The organism is Streptomyces sp. NPDC050508 (assembly GCF_040655155.1).
GTDB lineage: Bacteria > Actinomycetota > Actinomycetes > Streptomycetales > Streptomycetaceae > Streptomyces.
This window is the reverse complement of sequence record NZ_JBFAJJ010000003.1, coordinates 273,093-297,439: the sequence shown is the minus strand read 5'-3', so window position 1 is coordinate 297,439 and position 24,347 is coordinate 273,093. Positions and strand designations below refer to the sequence as shown.

The window sequence follows — 24,347 nt, the reverse complement described above, 5'->3', positions numbered from 1 at the left end:
TCAGCCCTTGACGCTGATACCGCGGGACTTCAGGTCCTTGACCGTCCACTCCTGCATGTGCGCCAGCAGATCGGTGACCTTCTCCTGCTTGTTCATCACCTTCGCCCAGCCCGTCTGCAACTCGGTGAACATCGCGGTCCAGTCGGGGCCGAACACCCAGTCGGAGGTGACGGTGTTCAGGCTGTCCGTGACGACCTTCTTCGCGGGCTCGTAGTTCGTGCCGAGCAGCTTGTCGGAGATCGCCTCGTCGACGTACGCGTTGCTGTCGGCCAGCGCCGGCATCACACCGTTGCCGGTGGTCGGGCTCGCCATCGTCTTCACCGCACCGGTGTTGGTGGACATCCACAACGCGGCCTCGGTGGCCTGCTGTTGGTGAGTGCACTGCTTGGTCACCAGGGTGACGCCACCGCTCTGGTTGGTGCCGGCGGGCGTCTTGGCGGCCTCGCCCTGGAACGTCGGCCAGGGCGACAGCGCCCACTTGCCGTCGGACTTGGTGAAGTTCTGCACCATGCCCGCCATCTGCCAGGTGGAGATCTGCCGGGTCGCGGTGCCGCCGTCGTCGTAGTTGCGCTGGACGGCCGCGTAGTCGGCGAACGACAGCTTGGAGGCGAGGTCGTTGTCGACGATCTCCTGGATCACCTCGGCCGCCTTGAGGCTGCCCGCGTCCTGGAAGCCGACCTTCCAGGAGTTGCCGTCGATGGCGTACCAGTGGGCGCCCGCCTGCATCGCGAGCACCTCCAGGGTGCTGGGGTCCTCACCGGCGTAGTTGGTGATCTTGACGCCGTGCTTCTTGAGCACCTTCCCCGCGGCGATGAACTCGGCCCAGGTCGTCGGCGCCTTCAGGCCGTACTTCTTGAAGATGTCGGTGCGGTAGATCGTGAACGCGGGTGCCGAACTGGTCGGCACGCCATAGGACTTGCCCTGCACCTGCGCACTGGCCCACGCGCCCGCGTTGAACTTGGCCTTGTCGGCGGAGACGTACTGCGAGATGTCGGCGAGCGCGCCCTGCGAGACCCAGGTGGTCACGTACTCCGCCGTGTTCTGCACCAGGCAGGGCGCGTTGCCGGCCTTGACCGCGTTGGTCAGCTGCTTCTGCATCGTCAACTGGTCGGTGACCTTGGTGTACTTGAGCTTGACGTCCTTGTGGGCGGCGTTGAACGCCTTCACGACCGCGTCCTGCCCGTTGGCCCAGCCCCAGAGGGGGAGGGTGACCGGACCCGAGGACTTGGAGTCTCCCGAGCCGGATCCGCCGCAGGCGCAGAGGAGACCTGTCAGTGCGAGGCCCGCGACGGCTGCACGAGCGAACCTTCTCCGGGGGCTGGTGAAGTTCATCAGACCGTGTTCCTTCGGAAGAGAAGAGGTAGAAACCGGTTGCTGGGAAGGTAGGCAGGATGGCCTGTTCGGAGCAAGAGGTGTGCAGCAAGTTGTTTCGATCGCCCTGGACAGACCCAGTCTGGCCAGGGGATTTGAAGAGAAACCGGTTACGTAACGCCCTGGTTCCGTGTGCTGCGCCAGTCCCGCAGGGGGGTCGCGCCAGTCCCTGTACTAGTCCCGCCGGGCCGGCGGCCGTACCGAGTTCCGCACGACGACATGCGTGCCCAGGACCAGATGGTCGCCGTCGCTGCCCCTGCGCCGACCCGTGCCGCCGCCCTCGCGCCGGTCGGCCACCGCGCGCAGGGCGACCCGGCCCATCTCCTCGTACGGGACGTGCACGGTGGTGAGTTGGGGCGTGAGCTGGGAGGCCAGCGGGATGTCGTCGTAGCCGACGATCGACACGTCCTCCGGCACCCGCAGCCCCGCCGCACGCAGCGCCTGCATGGCGCCCGCGGCGACCACGTCCGTCCCCGCGAGCACCGCGGTGAAGTCCACGCCCTCCTTCAGGGTGTCCTCCACCGCCTCGTACCCGTGCTCGTAGTCGTACGGACCGTGCCGCACCATCCCCGGGTCGAACGGCACGCCGTACGCCTCGAAGGCCCGTTGCGCCCCCCTCAACCTGCCCTGGGCCGTGGTGAGTTCGGCGTGTCCCGGCAGCACCAGGACTCGGCGGTGACCGGCCGAGAGGAGGTGGCTGGCCATGGCGTAGGCGCCGCCCTCGTTGTCGTAGTCGACCGTCGTCGCCGGGACGTCGCCCTCCAGCGGCGGGCGGCCGACGAGCACGAGATGCGAGCCCGCCGCGTCCAGAGAGCGGGCGAAACGGGCCATCCGCAACTGGTACTCGTCGAAGTCGTACGCACCGCCCAGCAACACCACCGCGGCGACGCCCTGTTGGCGCATGAGGTTGACCAGCGCGAGCTCGCGCTCCGGGTCGTCGCCGGTCGTGCCGACCAGGGAGAGCCAGCCGCGCAGCGTGGCCGCGCCCTCAACTCCCTTGGCCACGTGGGCGAATGCCGCGCCGGTGATGTTGTTGATGAGGATGGCGACCGTGGGCGTGCCCCCGCCGGCCAGGGAACGGGCGTGCGCGTTGGTCACGTAGTCCAGGTCGCCGACCACCTTCATCACCCGGCGGCGCAGCTCCTCCGACACCGGGTAGTTGCCGGACAGCACGCGCGAGACGCTCGCCACGGAGACCCCGGCGCGCTCCGCCACGTCCCGGATCGTCGCCCGGCCGGCGTCGCCGGACGCCCTGCGCTGACTCACCGTAGCGACTCCTTCACCGTGACCAGGTCCCCGCCGGGCGCGCGAGGGCCTGCTCGCGCGCCGGTCCGGAAACCGTATCCCATCGTTGTTCCAGGCAGGACGGCCTGTGGACAGCGCGGATCAGGCGACACGGGCCAGGTCCGCGTGCCGTACCTCGTGGGCGGGGGGCAGGCCCGCGGCCAGGCGCTCCAGCTCGTCGACGACGATGGCGCCGAGCCGCGCCAGCTCGTTGCCGAGCGAGCCCGCGATGTGCGGCGTGAGGAAGACGTTCGGCAGCTTGTACAGCGGGGACGTGGGGGGCAGCGGCTCGGGCTCGGTGACGTCCAGGATCGCGGTCAGGCGACCGGACAACAGCTCGTCGGTGAGGGCGTCGTGGTCGATCAGGGCGCCCCGGGAGGTGTTGATCAGCACGCCGCCGTCCCGGATGAGGGCGAGCCGCCCGCGGTCCAGCATGCGCTGCGTCTCGGGGATGTCGGGGGCGTGCAGACTGACGATGTCGCTGCGGCTCAACAGGTCGTCCAGTGGCAGGAGTTCGGTACCCAGCGCGGCGGCCTCGGTGACGCTGACGTAGGGGTCGTGCAGCAGGACCTCGAAGTCGTACGGCCGCAGCAGTTCCAGCAGGCGGCGGCCCACCCGGGAGGCGCCTATGACGCCGATGCGGCGGCCGAGGTTGCCGATCGGCGCGGTCTCTGCGGGCGTCGGGTACGTGTGCGTGTTCCGGAAGCGTTCCCGCTGGGCGAAGGTGTCCTTCCCGGCGAGCAGGATCATCGCGAGGGTGTACTCGGCGACCGGGAGCGCGTTGCCGGTGACCGCGCTGGAGACGGTTACCCCGCGTTCCCACAGGGCCTCGCCGACCAGCGAACGGACCGAGCCCGCCGCATGCAGCACGGTGCGCAGCCGGGGTGCCGCCGCCAGGGCGTCGGCGTCGAGGTGCGGGCAGCCCCACCCGGTGATCAGGACCTCGGCGTCGGCCAGGGCCACGGCGGTCTCGGGGGCGGCGAAGTCCCGCACGACGAGCCCCGGGTCGATCGCGGCCGTCCGGCGGAGCCGTGCCATCAGGGGTGAGGGGAAGAGCAGGGGCAGGTGCACCGGATCCATGGCGAACACGGCCCTCGGCGGCTGGGCGCTGGGCATGACCCTCCCGTACGGAGTAAGAAACGTTTTCTGAAAGCGTCTTCTACCGTAGATCTGCTGTGGAGCGGGGGTCAATCGGTGAGAGCGGGCGCAGCACGCGGAAACATTTCGATCGGTTCCGGGACCGAAGGGGTACGGCCTGCCGGGGCATGACCCGTCCAGCGGAGTTCGTCCCCCGGAATAGCCGGACGCGATGTGATGCTCTGATCAGCGTGGTTCACGAGCCTGGTGAGGAGCTGGTGGGCAGATGACGGCAGAGCAGACGGGCCCCGTGGTAGGCACCCCGTACGGGGCGGTACGCGGCAGCTACGAGGACGGGATCGCGGTCTTCCGGGGCATCCCCTACGCGGCACCCCCGTTCGGCCCCCGCCGCTTCCGCCCGCCCGTCCCGCCCGAGCCCTGGACCGGCGTGCGCGACGCGCTCGCCTTCGGCCCGACCCCGCCGAAACCGCCGTACTCCGAGGCCTTCGCCAAACTGCTGTCCGACCCCGTCGTGCCCGGCGACGACTGCCTCAACCTCAACGTGTGGACCCCGGAACCCGGCCCGGGCGCCCGGCTGCCGGTCATGGTCTGGCTGCACGGCGGCGCGCTCACCCGGGGCTCGTCGGCCGTCCCCGTCTACGACGGACGCGCCTTCGCCCGCGACGGCGTCGTCCTCGTCTCCGTCAACTACCGCCTGGGCGTGGAGGGTTACGGCCTCTTCCCGGACGCCCCCGCCAACCCCGGCCTGCGCGACCAGCTCGCCGCACTGCGCTGGGTGCACGAGTCGATCGCGGCGTTCGGCGGCGACCCCGACCGGATCACCCTCTTCGGCCAGTCCGCCGGCGCGATCAGCACCGGCGCCCTGCTCGCCGTCCCGCAGGCCCAGGGGCTGGTCCGCCGGGCCGTCCTGCAGAGCGGGCCCCCGGAAGCTTTCGACCGCGACAAGGTACGGCGGATGGTGCGCCGGATGGCGACCCGGCTCAAGATCCCCGCCACCGCCGAGGCCTTCGCCGCCGTCGACCGCGAACTGCTGCTGCGCACCCAGGCCGACGTGGGCAGACTCAGCAGCCCGGTGCTCGGCGGACCCACGTTCGGCATCGTCATCGACGGCGACCTCGTACCCCGCGACCCGCTGGAGGCGCTCGTCGACGGCGAGGTGGGCCGGGGCGTCGACCTGATGATGGGCTGGACCCGCGACGAGTACCGGCTGTGGCTGGTCCCCGGCGGCCTCCACGAGCGCGTCGACCGGCTCGGCGCGGTCGCCCTGGCCGGTGCGATGGCCCGCTGCCACTGCGGCGTCGAGGTCCCGCGCGGCTACCGCGCCCTGCACCCCGACGCCGGCACCGCCGAGACCGTCGGCCAACTGGTCACCGACCACCTCCTCCGCTACCCGCTGCACCGCCTCGCCGACGCCCGCCCCGGCACCTCCCACCTCTACGAGTTCGCCTGGCCCTCCAACCGCCCCGACCTCGGCTCCTGCCACGCCCTCGAACTCGGCTTCGTCTTCGACACGGGCGACATCCCCGAGTCCGCCAAACTCGCGGGCCAGGGCGCACCCCAAGAACTCGCCGACGCCATGCACGGGGCCTGGGTGCGGTTCGCCGTGGACGGCGACCCCGGCTGGCAGACCTGGGACGACTCCCACCCGGTACGGATCTTCGGGGAGGGCGCGCCCTACGTCGCGTACGGCCCGCGCGACCCCGAGTTCGCCCTGTGGACGGCCGACGCCGAGGCCAAGGAGGCGCCGGTTCCGGTCGAGGGCACGCCGCCCGCGCGGAGCGCCACCGAACTGCGGTCCGTCGTACGGCGGCTGCGGCGGACCGGGGATGTGCGGCGGTCGTCGTGAGCGTGCGGATACAGGACGGAAACCGGTTGCCCACCGTCGGCCGCCGACAACTGCCGTGCTGACGTAGGCCAATTGGCCGACGCACGCCTCTCCTCCAGCCCATCGCCCACTGCTACCCTCCGCGCAGGGAACCGGTTGCCGGACGTGTTGCCACAGGCCGGGGAGGAACGAGGCGGTACATGACCAGGAAGAGCCAGGACGCGAGCGGGAGCACCATCCGGGACGTGGCGGCCCGCGCCGGGGTGTCCGCGTCCACGGTGTCGCGGGTCCTCGGCGGCGAGTACCCGGTGAGCACCGCGACCCGCACGCGCGTGCTGCGGGCCGTACGCGAACTGGACTACGTGGCCGACGCCCGCGCCAAGGCCGTGGCGGGCGTCGGGACGCCGACCCTCGCCTTCGTCCTGGAGGACATCACGGGACCGTCGTTCGCCCTGATGGCGCACGGCGTGGAGCGCGAGGCGACCCGGCTCGGCCACCTCTGCCTGGTGTGCAGCACCGAGGGCGACGTCCAGCGCGAACTGGACTTCATCGAGACGATGCGCGCCCAGCGCACCGCCGCCGTGATCCTCGTCGGCGGCACCGCCGACACCCCCGAGTACCGCGAGCGCACCCGCCGTATCGCCGACTCGCTGGCCGCGGCCGGTTCGCGGCTCGTGCTCTGCGGGCGCCCGCCGCTCGGCCCGGGCGCACCGGTCACGGTCATCGAGTACGACAACGAGGGCGGCGCCTACGCTCTCGTCGCGCACGTCCTGGCCCAGGGCCACCAGCGCGTCCTGTTCCTCGGCGGCAAGCCGGACCACGCGACGGCACAGGGCCGCGAGCGCGGTTACCTCGCCGCCCACCGCGCCCGAGGCCTCGAACCCGACCCGGAACTCCTGCTCCACGGCGACTTCACCCGCGACTCGGGCCACCGGCTGATGCGCCTCGCCCTGAGCCGGAAACTGGAGTTCACGGCCGTGGTCGCCGCCACCGACATGGTCGCGGCGGGCGCGCTCACCGCGCTGCACGAGGCGGGGCTTGCCGTCCCCGGCGACGTCTCACTGGCCGGTTACGACGACATCCCCTTCGCCCGCGACCTGTACCCCGCCCTGACCACGGTCCATGTCCCCTACGAGGAACTGGGCCGCCTCGCCGTACGCACCGCCCTGGGGCGCACACCGGAGTCCCCGGACGAGCACCTGCTGCTGGGCACGCATGTGGTGGTGCGGGACTCGATCACGGCGGTCAACTCCTGAGCGTCGCGCACGCGTTGCGTCCACGAGTCGCGTCCACGTGTTGCGTCACGGATGGAATCGCCACCGGCCTTCAGAAACGACATCCACCTTGCCGTCCCTGACGCGAACGGCCGTCTCGTCGTCGATGAAGTAGATCGGGAAGTCCGCCCGCGCGACGATGCGGTCGGCCCAGGCGTCGACCCGCTCGGGGAAATTCGGCGAGTACAGGTGGGGCTTGAGATACCAGTCGAAGAGGCCGAACGGCGGCTCCACGGTCGTCGCGCCCAGCACCTGGAGGTCCGCGGTGTCCCCGATGACGTCGGCGGAGTGCGCGGTGAGATGACGGCTGAAGATCATTGATCCGGCGCTGACCCCCACGTAGACCCGGTTCTCCAGCGCCTCCAGGAAGCCGTCGGCCAGGCCGTTGCCGGTGATGCTGCGTGCGAGGTGGTAGTGGTTGCCGCCCTCGACATAGATGACGTCGGCGTGGAGGAGCCGGTCGAGCACCAGCTGCCGGGGCAGGCCGTTCAGCTCCAGGACGTCGAACTCCCGCCAGCCGAGGCCGTGCAGCCGGTTCATGTCCTCGACGAGCCACCCGTGGTCCCCGGGCTCGGCGACGGATGCCGTGGGAACGAACACGATGTTCGCCGATCCGAACGGCTTTCCCAGCATGTCCCGCAGCGCATCCCGCTGTGTCTCGTTGCGCAGGCCGCTCGCCGTCAACAGAAGGTTCATCGGGGGAGCCAAGCACGGCTGACGGGCGCGTGCAACGAGCTCGGGAACAGGCGCCGAGTCAGGAGGCCGTAGAGGTCAGCGTCCGGGCGATCGACGTGATCGCCCCCGGCCCCACCCGGCAACAGCCGCCGATCAGCCGTGCGCCGGACGTCCGCCAGCCCTCGACCTGCTCGGCGGTGAAGGTGGCACGGCCCGTCCACGCGCGGGCCTCGGCGTCCCAGGTCTCGCCGCTGTTGGGATAGACGACGACCGGCTTCCCGGTGACGCGGGCCGCGGTCTCGACCGCACCGTCGACGTCCTCGGGCGCACTGCAGTTGACGCCGACCGCGATGATCTCGTCCGCGTCGGCGGCCAGGGCGAACGCCGCCTCCAGCGGCTGCCCCGCGCGGGTGCGGTCGCCGGCGATCGAGTACGACAGCCAGGCCGGCACGCCCAGTCCGCGCACCGCCCGCAGCAGCGCGTCGGCCTCGTCCGCGTCGGGAACCGTCTCCAGGGCCAGCACATCGGGCCGGGCGGCGGCCAGCACCTCCAGGCGGGGCCGGTGGAAGCGGGCCAACTCGTCGACCGTCAGGCCGTAGCGCCCCCGGTACTCGGAGCCGTCCGCGAGCATCGCCCCGTACGGGCCGACGGAGGCGGCCACCCACAGCGGGCGGGTGACGCCCTTCGCATGGGCCCGTACGGCTGCCTCGCGTGCCAACTCCACGCTCAGGGCGAGGAGTTCGGCCGCCCGCTCACGGCCGACCCCGCGCTTCGCGAAGCCCTCGAAGGTGGCCTGGTAGCTGGAGGTGATCGCGACATCGGCGCCCGCCTCGAAGTACGCGAGGTGCGCCTCGGTGATCGCCTCGGGCCGGTCGGCGAGCAGCCGTGCCGACCACAGCTCGTCACTCAGGTCGTGCCCCGCGGCCCCGAGCTGGTTGGACAGACCGCCGTCAAGGACGAGCGTTCCGGCGGCGAGGGCGTCGGCGAGGATGTTGCTGGTCATGCAGCCGACGCTAGTCGATACGGCCGTACATATCGCTCCCCGTCCAGCTGGTGAAAGGATTGCTCACCATGTGGAAGATCACGGAGTCCGAAGCACGCGAGGTTCTGGGTCGCGCCACCGGACCGGTCTCCGCGACACCGCTCACCCACAACCCGAAGAACGGCGTCACGGCAGGTGTCTGGACCGTCACCGCCGGCGACCGCACGGCCGTCCTCAAGGTCCTCACCCGCAGCAAGGACGCCATCGGCCGGTGGGCGTCCTCGGACGACCCCCGCCACTGGAACTACTGGCTGCGCGAGGCGAACATCTACGACTCCGGACTCGCGCGGAGCTGGCAGCCGTACGGCATCCGCGCGCCCCGGCTGCTCGCCCGCGTCGAACGGGCCGACGGGGACGTGGCGTTGTGGCTGGAGCAGGTGCGGGGCGAGCCGGGCACCGCCTGGCCGCTCGCCCGGCACATCGCACACGCCCGCCGCCTCGGCGCCGCGCAGGGAGCCGCGCCCGCCTCCGACGAACCCTGGCTCACGCGCCGCTTCCTGCGCCAGTACGTCGGCAGCAACACGCTCGGCGAGGACCTCCTCGACGACGACGCGGCCTGGCAACAGCCCCTGGTCCGCGACCACTTCCCCGCCGGACTGCGCCGGGACATGGTCCGGCTGCACCACGACCGCGAGTGGTTCCTGCAGATCATGGAGGCGCTGCCACGCGCCCTCAGCCATCTCGACCAGTGGCCCGCCAACGTCCGCTCGGACGGCCGGGACAGCGTCCTCTTCGACTGGGCCTTCGCCGGCGACGGAGCCCTCGGCGAGGACCTCGGCAACTACCTCCCCGACTCCGTCTTCGACCTGTTCGTCCCGGTCGACGAACGGCTCGTCCGCCTCGGGGTGTGTGCCTCCGCCGTGAAGTACGACTGGCTGACCGCCCTCATGCTCGCCCGCGCGAGCGAGGAGCAACAACTGGACTACGGCGGTGAGCGCAGCGTCTCCGCCGAACTCCGGTACCGGGAGCGGGGATTGACCCTCGCTTTCCTCGCGGGGTGGGCCGCAGAGGCGCGGGCGCTGGCCCCGCAACTGGGCTTCCCGGAGGCGCCGAGCGGCCGCTAGGCGCTCCGCTGGCTGTGCCGCGATGTGCCGTCGTTTTGCTGCGGCGCCGTCGTGGCTGGTCACGCCCGCGCGGCGGAGCCGCAGATCGACACAGCCCCGCGCCCCTTAGAGGCGCTGCCGAACCGGCACCTACGCCGCATGCCTTCCGCCCCCGCGCCTGCCGCCGCCCCGTGTGCGCTTGGTCGCGGGCACCAACAGGCCGCCCAGCAGGCCGAGTCCGAGTGCGTACGGCCACCAGCCGAAGCCGTCGCTGCGGGCGGTGTTCGCCGTGCGGGCCTCGGTGACCGTCGTGTCGGAGGACGACTCGGGGTTGGAGTGGGCGGTGGCTGAGGCACTGCTCGCGGTGACGGCCGTCAGGACGACGTCGTTGCCGTCGCCGCCCCGGTAGCTGATGCGGTACGTCGTGTCGGCGAGCTTCAGCTTGGTGCCCTCGCGAAGTCCCTTGAACGCGCCCGTCGTTGTTCCGTGCCCCGTGTGGTCCAGGATCGTGATGGTCCGCGCGGGATGAGTCCCGGCGGCCGACAGGTCCAGGTCGCCCGCCAGGCCGACCTTGCCCGCGACCTTCAACGGCTTGTCGCGCAGGACCAGTTCACCTTTCGAGCTCTGCGTGTAGTTCCCGGTCACGGTGAGCCCGGTCGTCACCACGCTGTCGTTCGTCACCGAACCCTTCACCGCGCCCACACCGGTCAGGCTGGTCGCCACACGCAGGCCCGCCGTCCCCACGTCCAGCCGCGCGCCCGCCGAGGTGAGCCGGATCGCCTTGCTGTGGGCGAGAGTTGCGCCCGACCTGAGTGCCAGCGTGCCCTTGGAGACCGTCGTCGTCCCGGTGTACGTCACCGCCGCGCCCGTCAGTGTCGTCGTCGCGGCGCCGGACTGGACCAGGGACCCCTTGCCGCCAAAGTGTGACAGTTTCAAGGGAAGTGCAACGTTCTCCACGGCAAGGGTCCCGTCGTCGACGATCCGCCGCCCCTCCGTGCCGGTCAGCAACCCGCCGTCGCCGCCCGGCTTCCCGGACCCCAACCGCAGCACCGCCCCCTTCTCCACGGTCGTCGACCCGTCGTAGTACTGCGGCGCCGCGAACGTCACGTCGTTGCCGCGCGTCCCCGCGATGACGATGTCACCGGCGCCGGGCGCGGCCAGGGTGTCGTGGTACCTGCCGCCGCCGATCGGCGCGCCCAGGGTGACCGGACCGTCGTAGTCGAAGGTCAGCCGGGAGCGGACTCCGCTCGCCTCGTGGAGGTTGATGTAGACGGTGTCCTTGGTGCCCGGCATGAAGATCTGGTGGGTGGTGCCGTCGCCCCACTGGACGTTCGCGCCCTCGATGTTGGTGCCGCGCTTGTTCAACTGGTGGGCTATCGCACGCCAGTTGAGGTTCGGGTCACTGAGCGACGGGTTCGTGTCGCCGCCCTGGTCGCTGTAGCTGTACTGGCCCGTGAGGACGACCTTGCTGCCGGGCCGGGAGTGGACGTTGACGTCGCTGCCGTACTCGCGCTGGTAGAAGTTCTGGCGCAGGGTGATCGTCTGGTACAGCGGGGTGTCGATGATCCAGGAGCCCTGGTTGAGGATCGCGCGGGCGTTGGGCAGCGCCACCGGGTACTCGGGGCGGCCGACCGCCATGCCGGTGCCGTTGTCAATCACCCCCGAAAACGGGTGAGTTCCGGCGAGGTCGAGGGTGCCCCACATGTTGCGGGGCTGCGTGACCAGGCCCGAGCCGCTGATCGTGCCGATGTTGAAGGTGCGGGTCAGGGAGAGGCGCAGTGTGCCGTCGACGCGCACGTTCAACTCGTTGAGCTGGTAGCCGGGCGTGCCGTAGGGGAAGTGGCCGATGAGGCCTGTCCCACCACCCGTGCCGTACTGGAGAGTTGTGCCGCTCGCGACCGTGATCGCGGGCGGGTCCGGATTGCTGACGGTGGTGTACGGGTGGTTGCCGCCCTGGGTGGTCACCTTCTGCCGCTGCCGGGCCGCCGGGAGCGTGAAGTCGCTGTCCTTGGTGAGGATCAGCGTGCCGCCGCCGCGCACGGTCAGTGTGCCCTGGCCGCGGAACACCCCGTCGTACGTCGTCGTCCCGGACGGCACGGTGACCACCGTGTCGCCGGTGAGCGTGACATCGCGGTCCGCGAGGACGTCGGCGGTGGCGTCACGGGCGCCGGCGGCCGAGGCAGGGGGAGCGCCGACCAGGAGGGCGACGGTCGCGAGGGCGCCTACGGCGGCTGCTGTCTTGTGGGAATGGCTGCGCACGTCATTGGAGACGGGCATCGGCGGCGGCGATAACAGAAATCTCGCGGCCATCTTTGTCACGCGCGACCCGTTGACCTTCCCGTAACACACCCATACCTTTTCGGCGTTCGTAATGACAGATGTCGTACGAAATATCGAACCCCCCACTCCTTCTTGCTGTCCCCCCACCTCCGAGAGGCGTCAGATGAGACGTGTGTACGCAATCCTCGTCGCCCTGTGCTGCGTGCTCGCCGCCGCACTGGTGACCGCAGGACCGGCCCAGGCCGCGGCCCAGACCATCACCAACGGCACGCAGTTCACGGACACTTCGGGCAACGCCGTGCACGCGCACGGCGGCGGGGTGATCAAGGTCGGCAGCTACTACTACTGGTTCGGCGAGGACCGAAACTCCGACAACACCTTCAAGTACGTGGACGCCTACCGCTCCACCGACCTGAAGAACTGGGAGTTCCGCAACCACGTCCTGACCCAGTCCAGCGCCTCCGAGCTGGGCACCGCCTACATCGAGCGGCCGAAGGTCATCTACAACGCGTCCACCGGCCAGTTCGTGATGTGGATGCACAAGGAGAACGGCGTCGACTACAGCGAGGCCAAGGCCGCCGTCGCCGTCTCCTCGACCGTGGACGGCAGTTACACCTACCAGGGCAGCTTCCAGCCGCTCGGCGACAACATGTCCCGGGACATCACGACCTTCGTCGACACCGACGGCACCGCCTACATGGTCTCCGCCGCCAACGAGAACTACGACCTGCACATCTACAAGCTCACCGCCGACTACACCGCCATCGACAGCCTGGTCGCCAACCCGTGGGTGGGCGGACACCGCGAGGCACCGGCCCTGTTCAAGCGCAACGGCGTCTACTTCATGCTGACTTCGGCCGCCACCGGCTGGAGCGCCAACCAGCAGCAGTACGCCACCGCCACCAGCATCACCGGCCCGTGGACGGCCTTCACCAACGTCGGCGACTCGACCGCATACAACTCGCAGACCGCCTACGTCCTCCCGATCACGGGGACTTCGGGCACCTCGTACCTCTACATGGGCGACCGCTGGGGCAACTCCTTCGGCGGCACCGTCAACGACTCCCGTTACGTCTGGCTGCCGTTGACCTTCCCCACCACCACCTCGATGTCCATGGCGTCCTGGTACCCGGAGGTGTCGATCGACACGACCGCCGGCACGATCAGCGGCACGAGCGCGACGTACAACACGCTCATCGCCAGGAACAGCAGCAAGTGCGCTGACGTGGCCAACCAGTCGCTGTGGCAGGGCATCGCGATCAGCCAGTACACCTGCAACAGCGGCACCAACCAGAAGTGGTGGTTCAAGGACCTCGGCACCGGCTACTACGAACTCATGGGCCGGGGAAGCTCGTTGTGCCTCCAGGAGAACTCGACCAACGTCACCCAGGAGAACTGCACCGGCGCCACCACCCAGCAGTGGAGCCTGACCACGTCCGGCAGTTACGTCCTCGTCAAGGCCAGGACGAGCGGCGAGTGCCTGGACGTGTCGGGCGCGTCCACCGCCAACTCCGCCGCGATCATCACGTACACGTGCAGCGGGGCTACCAACCAGCAGTGGACGCGCGGTAGTTGAGCGCACGGTTACCGGACCGGATTCCAGCCGTCCGTGCCCGCCAGGTACTTCTGGGCCGTGTAGTTCGCGGCCTGGGAGTCGGTGAGCTGCGGACGGTTGGAGTTCACCGTGGCCCCCGCGCCCGTGTTCCTGTACTCGAAGAAGCGGGCGTTCTTCCACGAGTACCCGCTCATGTCCGTCCAGGGCCCGGCGACCTTCACGGCGGCGGGCAACGAGGTCTCCCGGACGACCAGTTGACCCACCGCGTCCGCCGTCGGATGCCAAGGGCGGCCCAGGTAGTACGTGTTGGCCGCCGCCGAGCTGCTCACCGAGCTGCCGGTGACGAGGATGCCGTACGTCTTCGCGGAGCTGGTGTTGGGCGCGGAGAGGAAGCCGTTGAGGCCGCCCGCCGCCGCACCCGAGTTGCGCAGCTGGATGTTGACCCGGTCGTAGACGGCGGTGGCGTTGCCGAAGACGAAGTCCACGTCGCCGGATATGAACGACGAGTAGAAGTACTGCCGGTACTGGCCGGTCGACGACGGCGACCAGTTGAGGACGGTGTCCTGGCGGCTGATGAACCGGTCGTTGGTGAACGTCTGCCGGTCGCCCTGCGCGGTGATCGCGACGGCCTGCGTGTCCGTGATGTCGGGGTGGGCGGACTTGTCGAAGGTGTTCTGGACGGTGACCCCGGTGACGGTGAGGCCACTCGCCGAGAAGGTCGCGACCGAACTGCCCAGCGTCCCGTACTTGTTGCCACTGGAGTCGGTGTAACCGGCGGCCCGGTCATAGGTGATGACGACGTCCTCGGCGTTGCCGGTGGCGCCCTGGATGGTCAACCCCGTCTTGCCGACAGGCACGTTGACGATCTCGGCGTACGTGCCCTTCGCGACGGAGATGGTGTCACCGGCGACGGCCGCGTTCACGGCGGCCTGCACGGTCGTGAATCGGCCCGAGCCGTCCTTGGCGACGGTGATGACGGTGGCGGCCCGCGCCTGGGTCACCAGCGACACCGCGACCAGCCCGAGGGCGGCCGCGGTACCGGTCGCCACGGCGGCGGCCCGACGCCGGGCGGGGGAGCGGCGGTGCGTGTTCGGCTCTGTCATGCCTTCAAGTCGCCGTGCCCCGCCCGGGAGTTGCCGCCTCTAGGCGAGCAGATCGATCGCGTCGATCGACGTGCCCGCACTCAGGAACGACGTCGTCCCCGAGCCGCTCGCCACATAGATCTTCAGCGTGTTGTACGCGCTCGCGTCCGTCAGCCAGGCGGACGCCGGAACGCTGTACGTGAACGTGTTGTTGTTGCCCCGGTACGAGCCCACGGTCAGCGACCGGGTGCTCGGCTGGGTTGGCGGGGAGGGGACGGCCGAGGTCCAGGTGTCGTTGACGACGACCTGCGGCCGGCCGTTCGCGTACGCCGTCGTCACCCCGATGCGCAGGGTGTGCGCGGCGGCCAACTGGGCGGCCGTCAGCTTGAAGTAGACGATGATGCCGCTGTTGACGTCCTTCCACAGATAGCAGGGGAACCCCGAGGTCTCCGTCCCGCTGCCGACCACGACGTTGCCGGTCCAGGACGCGGCCCGGACGTCCGAGGGATGCGCGTACGTCATCAGGTCCGCGTTCTTGAACCCGCTCGGCGAACCGTCCCAGTTGCCGATCCGCCAGATCGCGCTCGCGTTGGACGGGTCGTTCGAGGACGGGATCGCGATGCTGTTCAGCGTCGTCGTCCCGCCCGCCGTGACCGCCACCGACCCGGTGTAGACGGCGAGTTCACCCTTGAAGACCGTCAGCGTGTACGTCCCCGGCAGCACTCCCGTGATCGAGAAGTAGCCGTCCGAGGCCCGCGCCGAACCCCAGTACTGCGCCGCCGAGTTGGCGAGCCCGACCGTGTACGCGTACGCCGTGTCGCGCCCGGTGATGCCCACACCTGCGACCCGGCCCCGCGAACTCGCCGCCGTGTAGCCGGAGATGCCGAGCGAATCGGCCCACGAGGTGGTGAGGTTGGCGTGGTAGAGGGACGAGGAGGGTGCGCCGCCGTCCGTGAGCGCGATGACGTACGGCCCCTGGAGACCGAATCGCTGGTCCTCCGTCTGGTTCTCGCCGTAGTACAGGATCTCGTACAACCCGCCGCCGTCCGCGCTCTGGTGGCGCAGCAGCGAGCGGTAGAACGGGCCGCCGGACGCCTTCTCGTGGTTGCTGCGCACGACCCACAGGCCGACGCTGCCGGTGGTCCAGCCGACGTAGTCGTAGTCGATGACCCGGTTCTTCGAGTAGTGCTTGGAGCGGGTCTGGCCGTCGGACTTCTCGAAGACGTCCGCCGACTCGATGGTGGTGGGCGCGTAAGTGTAGGAATCCGGCTCGTCGTTGAGGAACATGCCGGCCTTCACGCGCACGATGTAGCGGGTCGCGCTGACCGAGGTGTCGGCCTTGTTGGTCCACAGGTAGACGTTGTTCTCGCCGCTGCGGGCCGCGTAGTAGTGCTTCAGCGTGCCGTACGCGACGGAGATCAGGATCGTCGAACCGGACTGCGCGATCGTCACGGTGGAGGTGCCGAGGCCGGACTCGACGTGCGAGTTCTTGCCGCCGTAGCCCTGGTACTCGGTGCCCTTGTAGACCAGCGAGGTCAGGTCGCCGTTCGTCTTGCTGACCTTGAAGACGAGGCTCGCGCCGGTGTCGACGACGTAGTTCGAGCCGTCGTCGGTGTAGCCGAAGCTCGCGGCGGACGCGCTCTCGGCGAGCGGCCCGGCGAGCGCCGCCGAACCGGCCGTGGCCGCTGCGCCGAGGACGAAGGTGCGGCGGCGAACCGGTCTGTTCACAGAACCGGACATGGGGGTGCCTCCTTCGGGAGGTGGGGGTGCGGGTGCTTTGGAGGGTGGCAGTTGAATCGATTTCGCGAAAGGGCTTTCGCTGCCTTGGAGTTGGTGAGGACGTGAAATCTGCCGCAGATCTAGAAAGCGCTTGTTCGGAGCGGTACGGTCCACCGCCAGGCCTTGTCGTCGGACGGAGGAGCCGCGAATGAGACGTTTCAACATCGCCCTGCTGGCCGCACTGACCCTGAGCACCGCCCTGTCGACCGCACCCGCCCGGGCCCACGACCGCACGCCCCCGCTCGGCATCTCCAACTGCACCGCGACCGCCTGCCACTTCGACGTCCCGCCAGGCACCTACGACGTCACGGTCCGCCTCGGCGCCGCGACCGCCGCGAGTACGGCCGTCACCGGCGAGACCCGGCGCTCCCTGCTCCCCGAGACGGCGACGGCGGCCGGCCGAACGGTGACCCGCAGCTTCACGGTCGACGTCCGTACCCCCGAGGGCGAACCCACCGGCCCCGACGGCACCCCCGGCCTCGACCTCACCCTCGGCGGCACGGCCCCCGCACTCGCCGACATCAGCGTCAAGCCCGCTCACCACGCCCGCCAGATCATCCTGATCGGCGACTCCACGGTCTGCGACCAACCGGGCGACCCGTATTCCGGCTGGGGCCAACAGCTCCCGCAGTTCCTGCGCAAGGGCGTGTCCGTCGCCAACTACGCCGATTCCGGGGAGAGTACGGTCACCTACCTGGCGAATCCCCTGCTCTGGGGGACAGTTCAGCCGCTGATCCGCCCCGGCGACCTGGTCCTCGTCCAACTCGCCCACAACGACAAGACGACCGACGAGGCGACCTATCGGGCAAACTTGGAAACCCTCGTAGCGGGTATCCGTGACATGGGCGGACGCCCGGTACTGGTGACACCGATCGTCCGACGCTGGTTCAATGCCGACGGCACACTGAACAACAACACAGCACTGCTGGTGAACGGACTCGGCGTGGACCTGCCGGGAGTCGTCCGCTCCGTCGCCGCCGCCGAGGGGGTAACGCTCGTCGACCTCACGGCGCAGACCAAGGCGCTGGTGGAGTCGCTGGGAGTGGAAGGCTCCAAGGCGATCTATCTCTACAACGAGAAGAAGGACAACACGCACACCTCCGCGCACGGTGCCACGGTGTACGCGGGCCTGGTCCGCGACACACTCGTCGCCCGGCATCTGCTGCCGAAGGACCGGGTACGAGTGGGGTGAGACCCGAAAGACCCCTGGGGCGTTCCGACCGGAACCGGGGCGCCCCAGGTTCCACTCTCCCGCCATGCCCCCGCGTGTGAAAGCGAGCCGATGCAACTCCCTGCCGACGACCGTGTGTTGAGCCCCCGCACCGGCTACACCCGCGCCCACTGGGAGACGGCAGCCGACACCCTCCTCGCCGCCGTGGAACCGTACGCGACCGAGGACCGGGCGCTCTACCACCTCCCCGGCACCCACACCAGCTGGTCCGGCAGACTCTCCGACGGCCTGGAGGGCTACGCCCGCACCCTGTTGCTGGCCGCCTTCCGCCGCGACGAGACAGCGCTGGAACGCTACGCGGACGGCTTGGCGGCAGGCGTCGCGGGCGTCTGGCCGACGATCGAGGACCGCAGCCAGCCCCTGGTCGAGGCGGCCTCGATCGCCCTCGCCCTGCGCCTGACCCGCCCCCTCCTCTGGGACCGCCTCGACGAGCCCGTACGACAACGCGCGGCGGCCTGGCTCGCCGACGCCCTCACCGCCGAACCCTGGCCCTGCAACTGGGAGTTGTTCCCCGTCACGGTCGGCGGCTTCCTCCAGGACATCGGCTACGAGCCCGACGCCTCCCGGAAGGCCATCGACCGGGGTTTGTCGCGCATCGAGGACTGGTACGTCGGCGACGGCTGGTACACGGACGGCGACGGCCGCAAGTTCGACTACTACAACGGCTGGGCCATGCACCTCTACCCGGTCCTGCACGCCTGGCTCGCCGACGACACCCGACTCCTCGACCACTACGGCGGCCGCCTGGAACGCCATCTCACCGACTACGCCCGCCTGTTCGGCGCCGACGGCGCCCCCATGCACCAGGGCCGGTCGTTGACCTACCGCTTCGCGACGACGGCTCCGCTGTGGCTGGGCGCGCTGACGGGCCGTACGCCCCTGCCACCGGGGGAGACGCGACGGTTGGCCTCGGGCGCACTGAAGTACTTCCTGGAACGCGGGGCGGTCGACTCCCACGGCCTGCTCACCCTCGGCTGGCACGGGCCCAACGAGGCTGTCCTGCAAGGCTATTCGGGCCCCGCGTCCCCGTACTGGGCCAGCAAGGGCTTCCTCGGCCTGCTCCTCCCACCGGACCACGAGGTGTGGACGGCACCGGAGGAACCGGGCCCGGTGGAGCGGGAGGACGCGGTCACGCCGATCACCCCCGCCAACTGGCTGCTCCAGTCCACCAGTTCGGACGGCCTGGTCCGCCTCCACAACCACGGCAGCGAGGACGTCCGCTACGACCCGTACTACACGCGCCTCGCCTACTCGACGGTGACGGCGCCCTCGTCGTCGTACGACAACAGTGTGATGGTGGGCGGGGATCCGGGGCGTACGGGGATCGTGCCGTTGGGGGTGGGGGAGGGGTGGGTCGCTTCCCGGCACACGGCGGCTTCCGGGGTCCGGGTGGTCAGCCTTGTGGTGGCAGAGGGAGCGGTGGAGGTGCGGGCCCATCTGGTGGTGGGCGCGGCTGCGGGGACGTCGGTCCGGGTCACGGGATGGTCGGCGGAGGAAGGGCTGGACGCCGAACTCACCTCCCTGCACGGCCTGTTGGACGGCGAAGGTGTCGTCGGTGACGGGCCCACCCTGTTCGTCGCCCTGGTCCGGCTCACCGCGGAGCCGGACCCCCGTCCCCTCGCGGAACTGGTGTCCGTGGAGGTCGACGGGGATCACGGCGTCTCCGTTCACTGGGTTGGCGGCAAGCGGGTGGGCTTCCGGTTCACGGCGTCAGCCGAGCGATCCGCAGACTCGTCGTGGTCGGTGAAGCCCCGTTGAGCGCGGTCGCGTAGGTCGGCGTGACCGGGGCGTAGGCCCAGGTCAGCGTGCCGTTTTTCAGGGCCGCTATGTCGCCGCTGATGCGGGCGGTCACCACCTTGTCCGCGCTCTGGACCTTGCCGTTCCAGTCGATGAGCCGCAGGTGGGTGCCCGTGAAGGTGCCGGTGCAGGTGCCGGCGTTGCACTTGGCGCCCTTCAGGGATTCCCAGGAGACCAGGAGGCGGTCCTTGCCGTACGGGGCGATGTGCACGTTGACGTTCTCGGTGCCGGCCGCGCTCGTGAGGTAAATCGCCTTGCCGGGACCGGAGTTGCGGTTGGCCATGAAGGCGACGGCGACCTGGTGCGTGCTCGTCTTCGGGGTGACCGTCCAGCCGCGTCCGCTGGAGTCGGCGGAGTTCTTCTTGGCCGAGGCGGCTCCGCGCGAGGCGAAGGCGGTGGCGTACCGGCCGCTCGCCGACTTCACCAGGTCACCCGTGCGGCCGGGGAAGGTACCACCGCAGTACCCTGCCCAGCACTGTTCGCGCTGCACGACCGGTGCGACGTCCGGGGCGCCGATCCCGGTGGAGACGAACAGGCCCGAGCGCCAGTCGTCGAAGCAGAGCGAGGTGAAGGCGCCGGAGGTCTCCGCGTGCAGCGCGATGCCCTCGTTGTGGCTGCAGCCCCAGCTCCAACCACCGCTCAACTTGGCGCCCTTGGCGCTGATGTAGGCCAACTTGTCGCCGAAATGGCCGTCCGCGAAGCCGCCCGCGCCGTGCACGACGAAGTACGCGCCGTACTTGCTGCCGTTCCAGGTGAGTTGGCCGTCGAGACCGGGGGAGGTGTCGTTCGAGGCGGTGCCGGTGAGCTTGGTGCGGAAGGTCTGCTTGCCGTTCGTGTAGCGGACGATCGCGGCGGCCGTCTCCTTCCACTTGTTGGTGTCGGCCACCCGGGTGAGCAGGGCGAAGCCGTCGTTGTGCGCGACCAGACCGCCGACCTCCTTGGCGCCCTTGACGACCGTGTCGGCGCCCGAGCGTGTTCCGGCGGCGGTCAGCGGGGTGACGTGGACGCCGTCGGCGGCGGGCCAGGCCACGCGCAGGGTCCCGTTGGGGGCCACGGCCGTGGTCGTGCGGGTCCACTGCCGGGCGTTGTTGTAACCGGCGGTCAGATAGGGGAACTTGGCGGCCAGTGTCACCGTGGTGGTGCTCACGGACAGCGTGCCGGTCGCGGCCTTGGCGGCGGGCGAGGTCTTCGCGGCGGCCTTCGGGGTGGTCTTCGCCGAGGCGGACGCGGTCGCCGTGCCGGAGGCGGACGTAGAACCGTCGGTGGCGGCCTCGGGGGAAGCGGCGGCGCCGGTGGACGCGGAGGCGGACGTGGACGCCCCGGCCGCGGTCGATCCGCCGCTCCCGGAGCCGCTCGTCGCCGCGGTCGCGTACCACGCACCGCCCAGCAGGGCCACGACGGCGAGCGAGCCCGCGAGCGGCTTGCGGGCGATACGGCGGCGGGTGCGGCGACGGTGCGTCGTGGTGCGTCTTGCGTTGGTCATGTCCCCAAGTCGCCACTGATGCGGGGGAGGTTGCCGTGGTGCCGGGCGCAATATTCCGGCGGCCGGCCGGGAAACGGGAGGCCGTGGGCGACCTGTCGTGACCGTGCGCACTGTCACGAACCGTAACGAGTGAGACCGGGGGCACAGCCGCAGGACGGCGATCCTTGGTACGTTGGATGCTTTCCTGGGTATCAGACCCCTTGGACTCATCACCGGCGAGGGACCGAGGAACCATGACCATGGACCCCGGCGACAAGCGACTGGCGGCTGCCGTCGTCATGGACGACGACGGGCGCGTGCTCCTGGTGCGGCGCAGCGCGACCGAGCGGTTCCTGCCGCGCGTGTGGGGCGTTCCCTGCGGGAAACTGGAGCCGGACGAGCGTCCCGAGGACGGTGCGCTGCGGGAGCTGAAGGAAGAGACCGGGCTCCTCGGAGAGATCGTCCGCAAGATCGGCGACTCGTCGTTCGTCAGCGAGTACCGGGGCCGCGAGACCAAGAACTGGCAGGACAACTTCCTGGTCAGGCCACTGACCCTGGAGATCACCCTCCCCGAGCCCGACCAGGCGTACCTCTGGCTGCCACCGTCCGAGCTCACCGCCGCGGGCATCGACATCGACGAGTACAACCTCGATGTCGTACGACAGGCCCTCACGAACTTCTGAGCGACTCCGCCAGGCCGTTCAGCGCGTCCAGATAGTCCCGTACGTCCAGCGGCACCTTCGCCACCGCCCCCGGATGCGGGCCCGCCGCCGTGAACACATCGGTGTGGCGCCGCCGGCCGGCACCCGTCTCCAGGAACAACGTCACGGTCGGCACGTCCGTGTCGCACCAGGCCCGGTGCAGGGTGTGCGCGGACAGGGCGTAGGCACTGCCCGCCGTGTACTGCCCCGTGTGCGTCAGCCGCAGGCGTGCCGGTCCCGTCGGCCGCAACTGCCAGTCGGCGCTGCGCTCGGACAGCGACTCCTCGTACCGGTCCGCCGCGATCCCGCCGTCGCCCCGCGCCTCGTACAACTCCATGGCGAGCCGCCCCCGCACCACGTAAGAGGCAAGCGGGGAACGGTGGTTGTGGATGTCCTCCTTGCCGATCGCCGCCGCACCGGGATGCCAGACGTGCGCGCGCAGCATGTGCCGCGGTCCGCCGTCGATCAGCAACAGCTTGTCGAAACCCAGGACATGACGGTACGACAGCCGGGCGCAGCCCTGCGGATCGCCCTCACCGGAGGCGAGTTCGGCGACCAGCTCCAACAGCCGCTCGGGGGAGCCCAGTTCGGCGATGACGGCACGGGCCGTGGTCACCGTCTCGTGATCGGACAGTTCGCCGTCCAGCGTCTCGGCCAGCAGCCGTCGCGCCGCCAGGATCTGCCGACCACCCATGCACTCGCTCCCCAACTCCGGCTCACACCAGCCTCGTTCGAGTATCCGGCTGATACATCCATACGGCATGTGCGCGCAGCGCCGACAGCCCTTGATAGGTCATCCAGATGGGCTGCCGCAGCTCTTCGGTCTCCGTGAGCGTGACGCCGTCCCGGCCCCAGGACCAGACGCCGTCGGTCTGCGCCGCCCACACGGCGGTCGCCGCGCCGTTCAACCGCTCCCGCCAGGCATCCTCCAGCCCGTCCTGCCGCGCGATCTCCTGTGCGCCGGGCGTGAGCAGGGCACGCACGATCCATGACGCCGTGAAGTGCCGTACGTTCAGCACCTCCTGATGCGAGGCGTCGTCCGGGTGTGGTCTGCGCACCTCGTCGCGCAGGTTCGCCAGATCGACGCAACTGTCGTGCGCCGTCCCGGGACACGCCAGCAGCCAGCGCACCCCGTCCTCGCGCGCCGACCGCTCCACGGTCCCCTCGCCCAGGACCCGGGCCGTCCGGTCCAGGGCGACCACGGCCTGCGCCGTGTGCAGGGCGAAAGGCTGAGCGGGACGCCAGACCCCCGGTAGCGGCGAGAGCCGGTGGCTCCAGCTGCGGCGATGCTGACGTTGCGGGTCGGAGAGCGCCCCGTCGATCAGGGCACCGCGCAGGACGGGCAGCATCGACGAGGTGGGCGCCGCGCGCAGCAGCCCGCGCATCACGGTGGTCACGACATGGGTCAACGCCCGCCCCGTGCTGTCGAGTTCACGGGTGAACCCGGCCTCGCAGCGTGCCACCTCGTCCGCCAGCCGCTCCCGGGACGCCCCCGCCCGGGCCAGTGCGCCCAGTACCACGGCGGTGACCTCCGGCCGGGCTACGTCTCCCTGCGACCGGGCCGACCAGCCGCCGCCCTGCAACCGCAGCCGCCACAGCGTGTCGATGAGGTCGCCGGTGTGCAACCGCCCGTCGGGCACTCCAAGATCCAGCACGATGTGCAGCCCGTACGCCGTGGCCAGCGAGGTCGGCCGGGCCGGACCGTCCGGCTCCTGGAGGGAGTGTGGCCATCCGACGAGCCGGCCGCGGACCGGGTCGTCGACCACGGCCACCTGGGCGGCGAGGGCGCCGTACGCCGACGCGAACACCTGCGGCAGCGGCCCGGGGGCGAGCGGCGCCAGGGGAGCAGGCGCGAGGCCCGGCACGTGTCCGGCGGACCTGGCCCGGAGCAGGGCCGCCGCCAGCCACGTCATCCCGACCGTGGCGAACCCGCTCAGCCCGGAGATCAGGTACTTGGCCGGCTCCCCGGCGATCGAATCGGGCAGCACGCCGAACAGGAACTGGAACACCGCGTATCCGGCGGCCACACATCCGAACCGGCCGAGCCAGCTCACGAAGCGCGTCGGAGGGCTTCCTCCCGGAGTCGCCGGACCGGGCGGCCCCGGCACTCTCAAGGGACCGCGTCCCAGCTGCTGTTGAGACAAGGCGCGCTCCCTCCCCCCGGGGTGGCACGTGACGTCGGCGAAGCTTCCAGTCTAAGTGGTCAGCGATGCACCTGGGGCGCGGACCGGAACCGGCGTCTCCGTCACCCCACTTGAGCCTCGCGCGGCCAGTGCGTCAGCGCCACGTGCAGCGCGTCGACCGCACGCTCCCACGACCGCTGTACGTCACGCGGCGCGCCGAACCCCCCGCTGGACTCCAGCGCGCAGTAGCCGTGGAACGTACTGCGCAACAGCCGTACGGCGTCGGTGAGATCGGGTTCCTCCAGGCCGTAGGCGCGCAGCATGCCGTAGGTGATCTCGGCGGTGCGCCGCAGGGCGGGGGAGTCGGCGACCAGGGCCTGGTCGACGCGGATCTGGGTGGCCGCGTACCGGCCCGGGTGCTCCAGGGCGTAGGCCCGATAGGCGTCGGCGAAGGCGGCCAGCGCGTCCCGGCCCGCGCGGCCGGCGACCGCGACGGCGATCCGGTCGATCAACTCACCGCCCGCGAGAAACGCGACCCGCGTCCGCAGGTCCTGAAGATTCCGGACATGCGAGTACAGGCTCGCGTCCTTCACACCGAAGCCGCGGGCCAGCGCGGACAGGCTGACGTTCTCGAAGCCGACCTCGTCGGCGAGGTCGGCGGCAGCCGCCACGACACGGTCGGCGGTGAGTCCCGCACGCGCCACGGCCCGTCACCTCTCCCCTGA

Annotated in this window: 19 protein-coding genes; 7 read left to right on the top strand and 12 right to left on the bottom strand. The window is 70.4% G+C overall.

The window, feature by feature from the left end; all coding sequences use genetic code 11:
- From AB0I69_RS10825 to AB0I69_RS10815, 3 genes are all read right to left on the bottom strand, one after another.
- Entirely contained in the window at positions 1-1,332 is a 1,332-nt protein-coding gene (locus AB0I69_RS10825; RefSeq protein ID WP_363095256.1) for an extracellular solute-binding protein, read from the bottom strand.
- 213 nt (positions 1,333-1,545) lie between these two features.
- Positions 1,546-2,637, bottom strand: coding sequence for a LacI family DNA-binding transcriptional regulator (locus tag AB0I69_RS10820; protein WP_363095255.1), 1,092 nt, complete (start codon positions 2,635-2,637; stop codon positions 1,546-1,548).
- 120 nt (positions 2,638-2,757) lie between these two features.
- On the bottom strand, positions 2,758-3,771 hold the full coding sequence (locus AB0I69_RS10815) for a hydroxyacid dehydrogenase (protein WP_363095254.1): 1,014 nt from the start codon (positions 3,769-3,771) through the stop codon (positions 2,758-2,760).
- A 247-nt stretch (positions 3,772-4,018) separates the two neighbouring features.
- On the opposite strand from AB0I69_RS10815, the gene AB0I69_RS10810 reads away from it, so the two are divergent.
- Together AB0I69_RS10810 and AB0I69_RS10805 are read left to right on the top strand one after the other, a co-directional pair.
- Entirely contained in the window at positions 4,019-5,599 is a 1,581-nt protein-coding gene (locus tag AB0I69_RS10810; RefSeq protein ID WP_363095253.1) for a carboxylesterase family protein, read from the top strand.
- 179 nt (positions 5,600-5,778) lie between these two features.
- Positions 5,779-6,834, top strand: a complete 1,056-nt coding sequence (locus AB0I69_RS10805; RefSeq protein ID WP_363095252.1) for a LacI family DNA-binding transcriptional regulator — start codon at positions 5,779-5,781, stop codon at positions 6,832-6,834.
- A 45-nt stretch (positions 6,835-6,879) separates the two neighbouring features.
- Here AB0I69_RS10805 and AB0I69_RS10800 read toward each other — a convergent pair whose 3' ends face one another.
- Together AB0I69_RS10800 and mmuM are read right to left on the bottom strand one after the other, a co-directional pair.
- On the bottom strand, positions 6,880-7,548 hold the full coding sequence (locus AB0I69_RS10800; RefSeq protein ID WP_363095251.1) for a Type 1 glutamine amidotransferase-like domain-containing protein: 669 nt from the start codon (positions 7,546-7,548) through the stop codon (positions 6,880-6,882).
- A 58-nt stretch (positions 7,549-7,606) separates the two neighbouring features.
- Entirely contained in the window at positions 7,607-8,530 is a 924-nt protein-coding gene (gene mmuM / locus AB0I69_RS10795) for a homocysteine S-methyltransferase (protein WP_363095250.1), read from the bottom strand.
- A 68-nt stretch (positions 8,531-8,598) separates the two neighbouring features.
- Here mmuM and AB0I69_RS10790 point away from each other — a divergent pair, with 68 nt between their 5' ends.
- Complete coding sequence (locus AB0I69_RS10790) at positions 8,599-9,633, top strand: aminoglycoside phosphotransferase (RefSeq protein WP_363095249.1); 1,035 nt, start codon at positions 8,599-8,601, stop codon at positions 9,631-9,633.
- A 129-nt stretch (positions 9,634-9,762) separates the two neighbouring features.
- Here the strand turns inward: AB0I69_RS10790 and AB0I69_RS10785 are convergent, their stop codons facing one another.
- Positions 9,763-11,871: an autotransporter gene (locus tag AB0I69_RS10785; protein ID WP_363095576.1), complete on the bottom strand. Its 2,109-nt coding sequence runs from the start codon at positions 11,869-11,871 to the stop codon at positions 9,763-9,765.
- Between the two features lie 184 nt (positions 11,872-12,055).
- Between AB0I69_RS10785 and AB0I69_RS10780 the strand changes: the two genes are divergently transcribed.
- Positions 12,056-13,468, top strand: coding sequence for an RICIN domain-containing protein (locus AB0I69_RS10780; RefSeq protein WP_363095248.1), 1,413 nt, complete (start codon positions 12,056-12,058; stop codon positions 13,466-13,468).
- Positions 13,469-13,476: 8 nt separating this feature from the next.
- Here AB0I69_RS10780 and AB0I69_RS10775 read toward each other — a convergent pair whose 3' ends face one another.
- Together AB0I69_RS10775 and AB0I69_RS10770 are read right to left on the bottom strand one after the other, a co-directional pair.
- Positions 13,477-14,550 (bottom strand): pectinesterase family protein, encoded by a 1,074-nt coding sequence (locus AB0I69_RS10775; RefSeq protein WP_363095247.1) that lies wholly within the window; start codon positions 14,548-14,550, stop codon positions 13,477-13,479.
- A 39-nt stretch (positions 14,551-14,589) separates the two neighbouring features.
- Positions 14,590-16,269: a rhamnogalacturonan lyase B N-terminal domain-containing protein gene (locus tag AB0I69_RS10770; RefSeq protein WP_363095246.1), complete on the bottom strand. Its 1,680-nt coding sequence runs from the start codon at positions 16,267-16,269 to the stop codon at positions 14,590-14,592.
- A gap of 187 nt (positions 16,270-16,456) precedes the next feature.
- Here AB0I69_RS10770 and AB0I69_RS10765 point away from each other — a divergent pair, with 187 nt between their 5' ends.
- Both AB0I69_RS10765 and AB0I69_RS10760 read left to right on the top strand, forming a co-directional pair.
- Positions 16,457-17,500 (top strand): rhamnogalacturonan acetylesterase, encoded by a 1,044-nt coding sequence (locus tag AB0I69_RS10765; RefSeq protein ID WP_363095245.1) that lies wholly within the window; start codon positions 16,457-16,459, stop codon positions 17,498-17,500.
- A 90-nt stretch (positions 17,501-17,590) separates the two neighbouring features.
- A complete protein-coding gene (locus AB0I69_RS10760) occupies positions 17,591-19,297 on the top strand; it encodes a DUF2264 domain-containing protein (RefSeq protein WP_363095244.1) in 1,707 nt (568 codons plus the stop codon).
- On the opposite strand, the gene AB0I69_RS10755 is transcribed toward AB0I69_RS10760, so the two are convergent.
- Positions 19,242-20,819 carry a hypothetical protein gene (locus tag AB0I69_RS10755; RefSeq protein ID WP_363095243.1) on the bottom strand — a complete coding sequence of 526 codons (1,578 nt, stop codon included), beginning with the start codon at positions 20,817-20,819 and terminating at the stop codon, positions 19,242-19,244. The genes AB0I69_RS10760 and AB0I69_RS10755 overlap by 56 nt on opposite strands.
- A gap of 239 nt (positions 20,820-21,058) precedes the next feature.
- On the opposite strand from AB0I69_RS10755, the gene AB0I69_RS10750 reads away from it, so the two are divergent.
- Positions 21,059-21,481, top strand: coding sequence for an NUDIX hydrolase (locus AB0I69_RS10750; RefSeq protein WP_363095575.1), 423 nt, complete (start codon positions 21,059-21,061; stop codon positions 21,479-21,481).
- On the opposite strand, the gene AB0I69_RS10745 is transcribed toward AB0I69_RS10750, so the two are convergent.
- From AB0I69_RS10745 to AB0I69_RS10735, 3 genes are all read right to left on the bottom strand, one after another.
- Positions 21,468-22,193 carry a hypothetical protein gene (locus AB0I69_RS10745; protein WP_363095242.1) on the bottom strand — a complete coding sequence of 242 codons (726 nt, stop codon included), beginning with the start codon at positions 22,191-22,193 and terminating at the stop codon, positions 21,468-21,470. The genes AB0I69_RS10750 and AB0I69_RS10745 overlap by 14 nt on opposite strands.
- Positions 22,194-22,215: 22 nt before the next feature.
- Positions 22,216-23,553, bottom strand: coding sequence for a hypothetical protein (locus AB0I69_RS10740; protein WP_363095241.1), 1,338 nt, complete (start codon positions 23,551-23,553; stop codon positions 22,216-22,218).
- A 191-nt stretch (positions 23,554-23,744) separates the two neighbouring features.
- Positions 23,745-24,326: a TetR-like C-terminal domain-containing protein gene (locus AB0I69_RS10735; RefSeq protein WP_363095240.1), complete on the bottom strand. Its 582-nt coding sequence runs from the start codon at positions 24,324-24,326 to the stop codon at positions 23,745-23,747.
- Positions 24,327-24,347 lie beyond the last annotated feature (21 nt).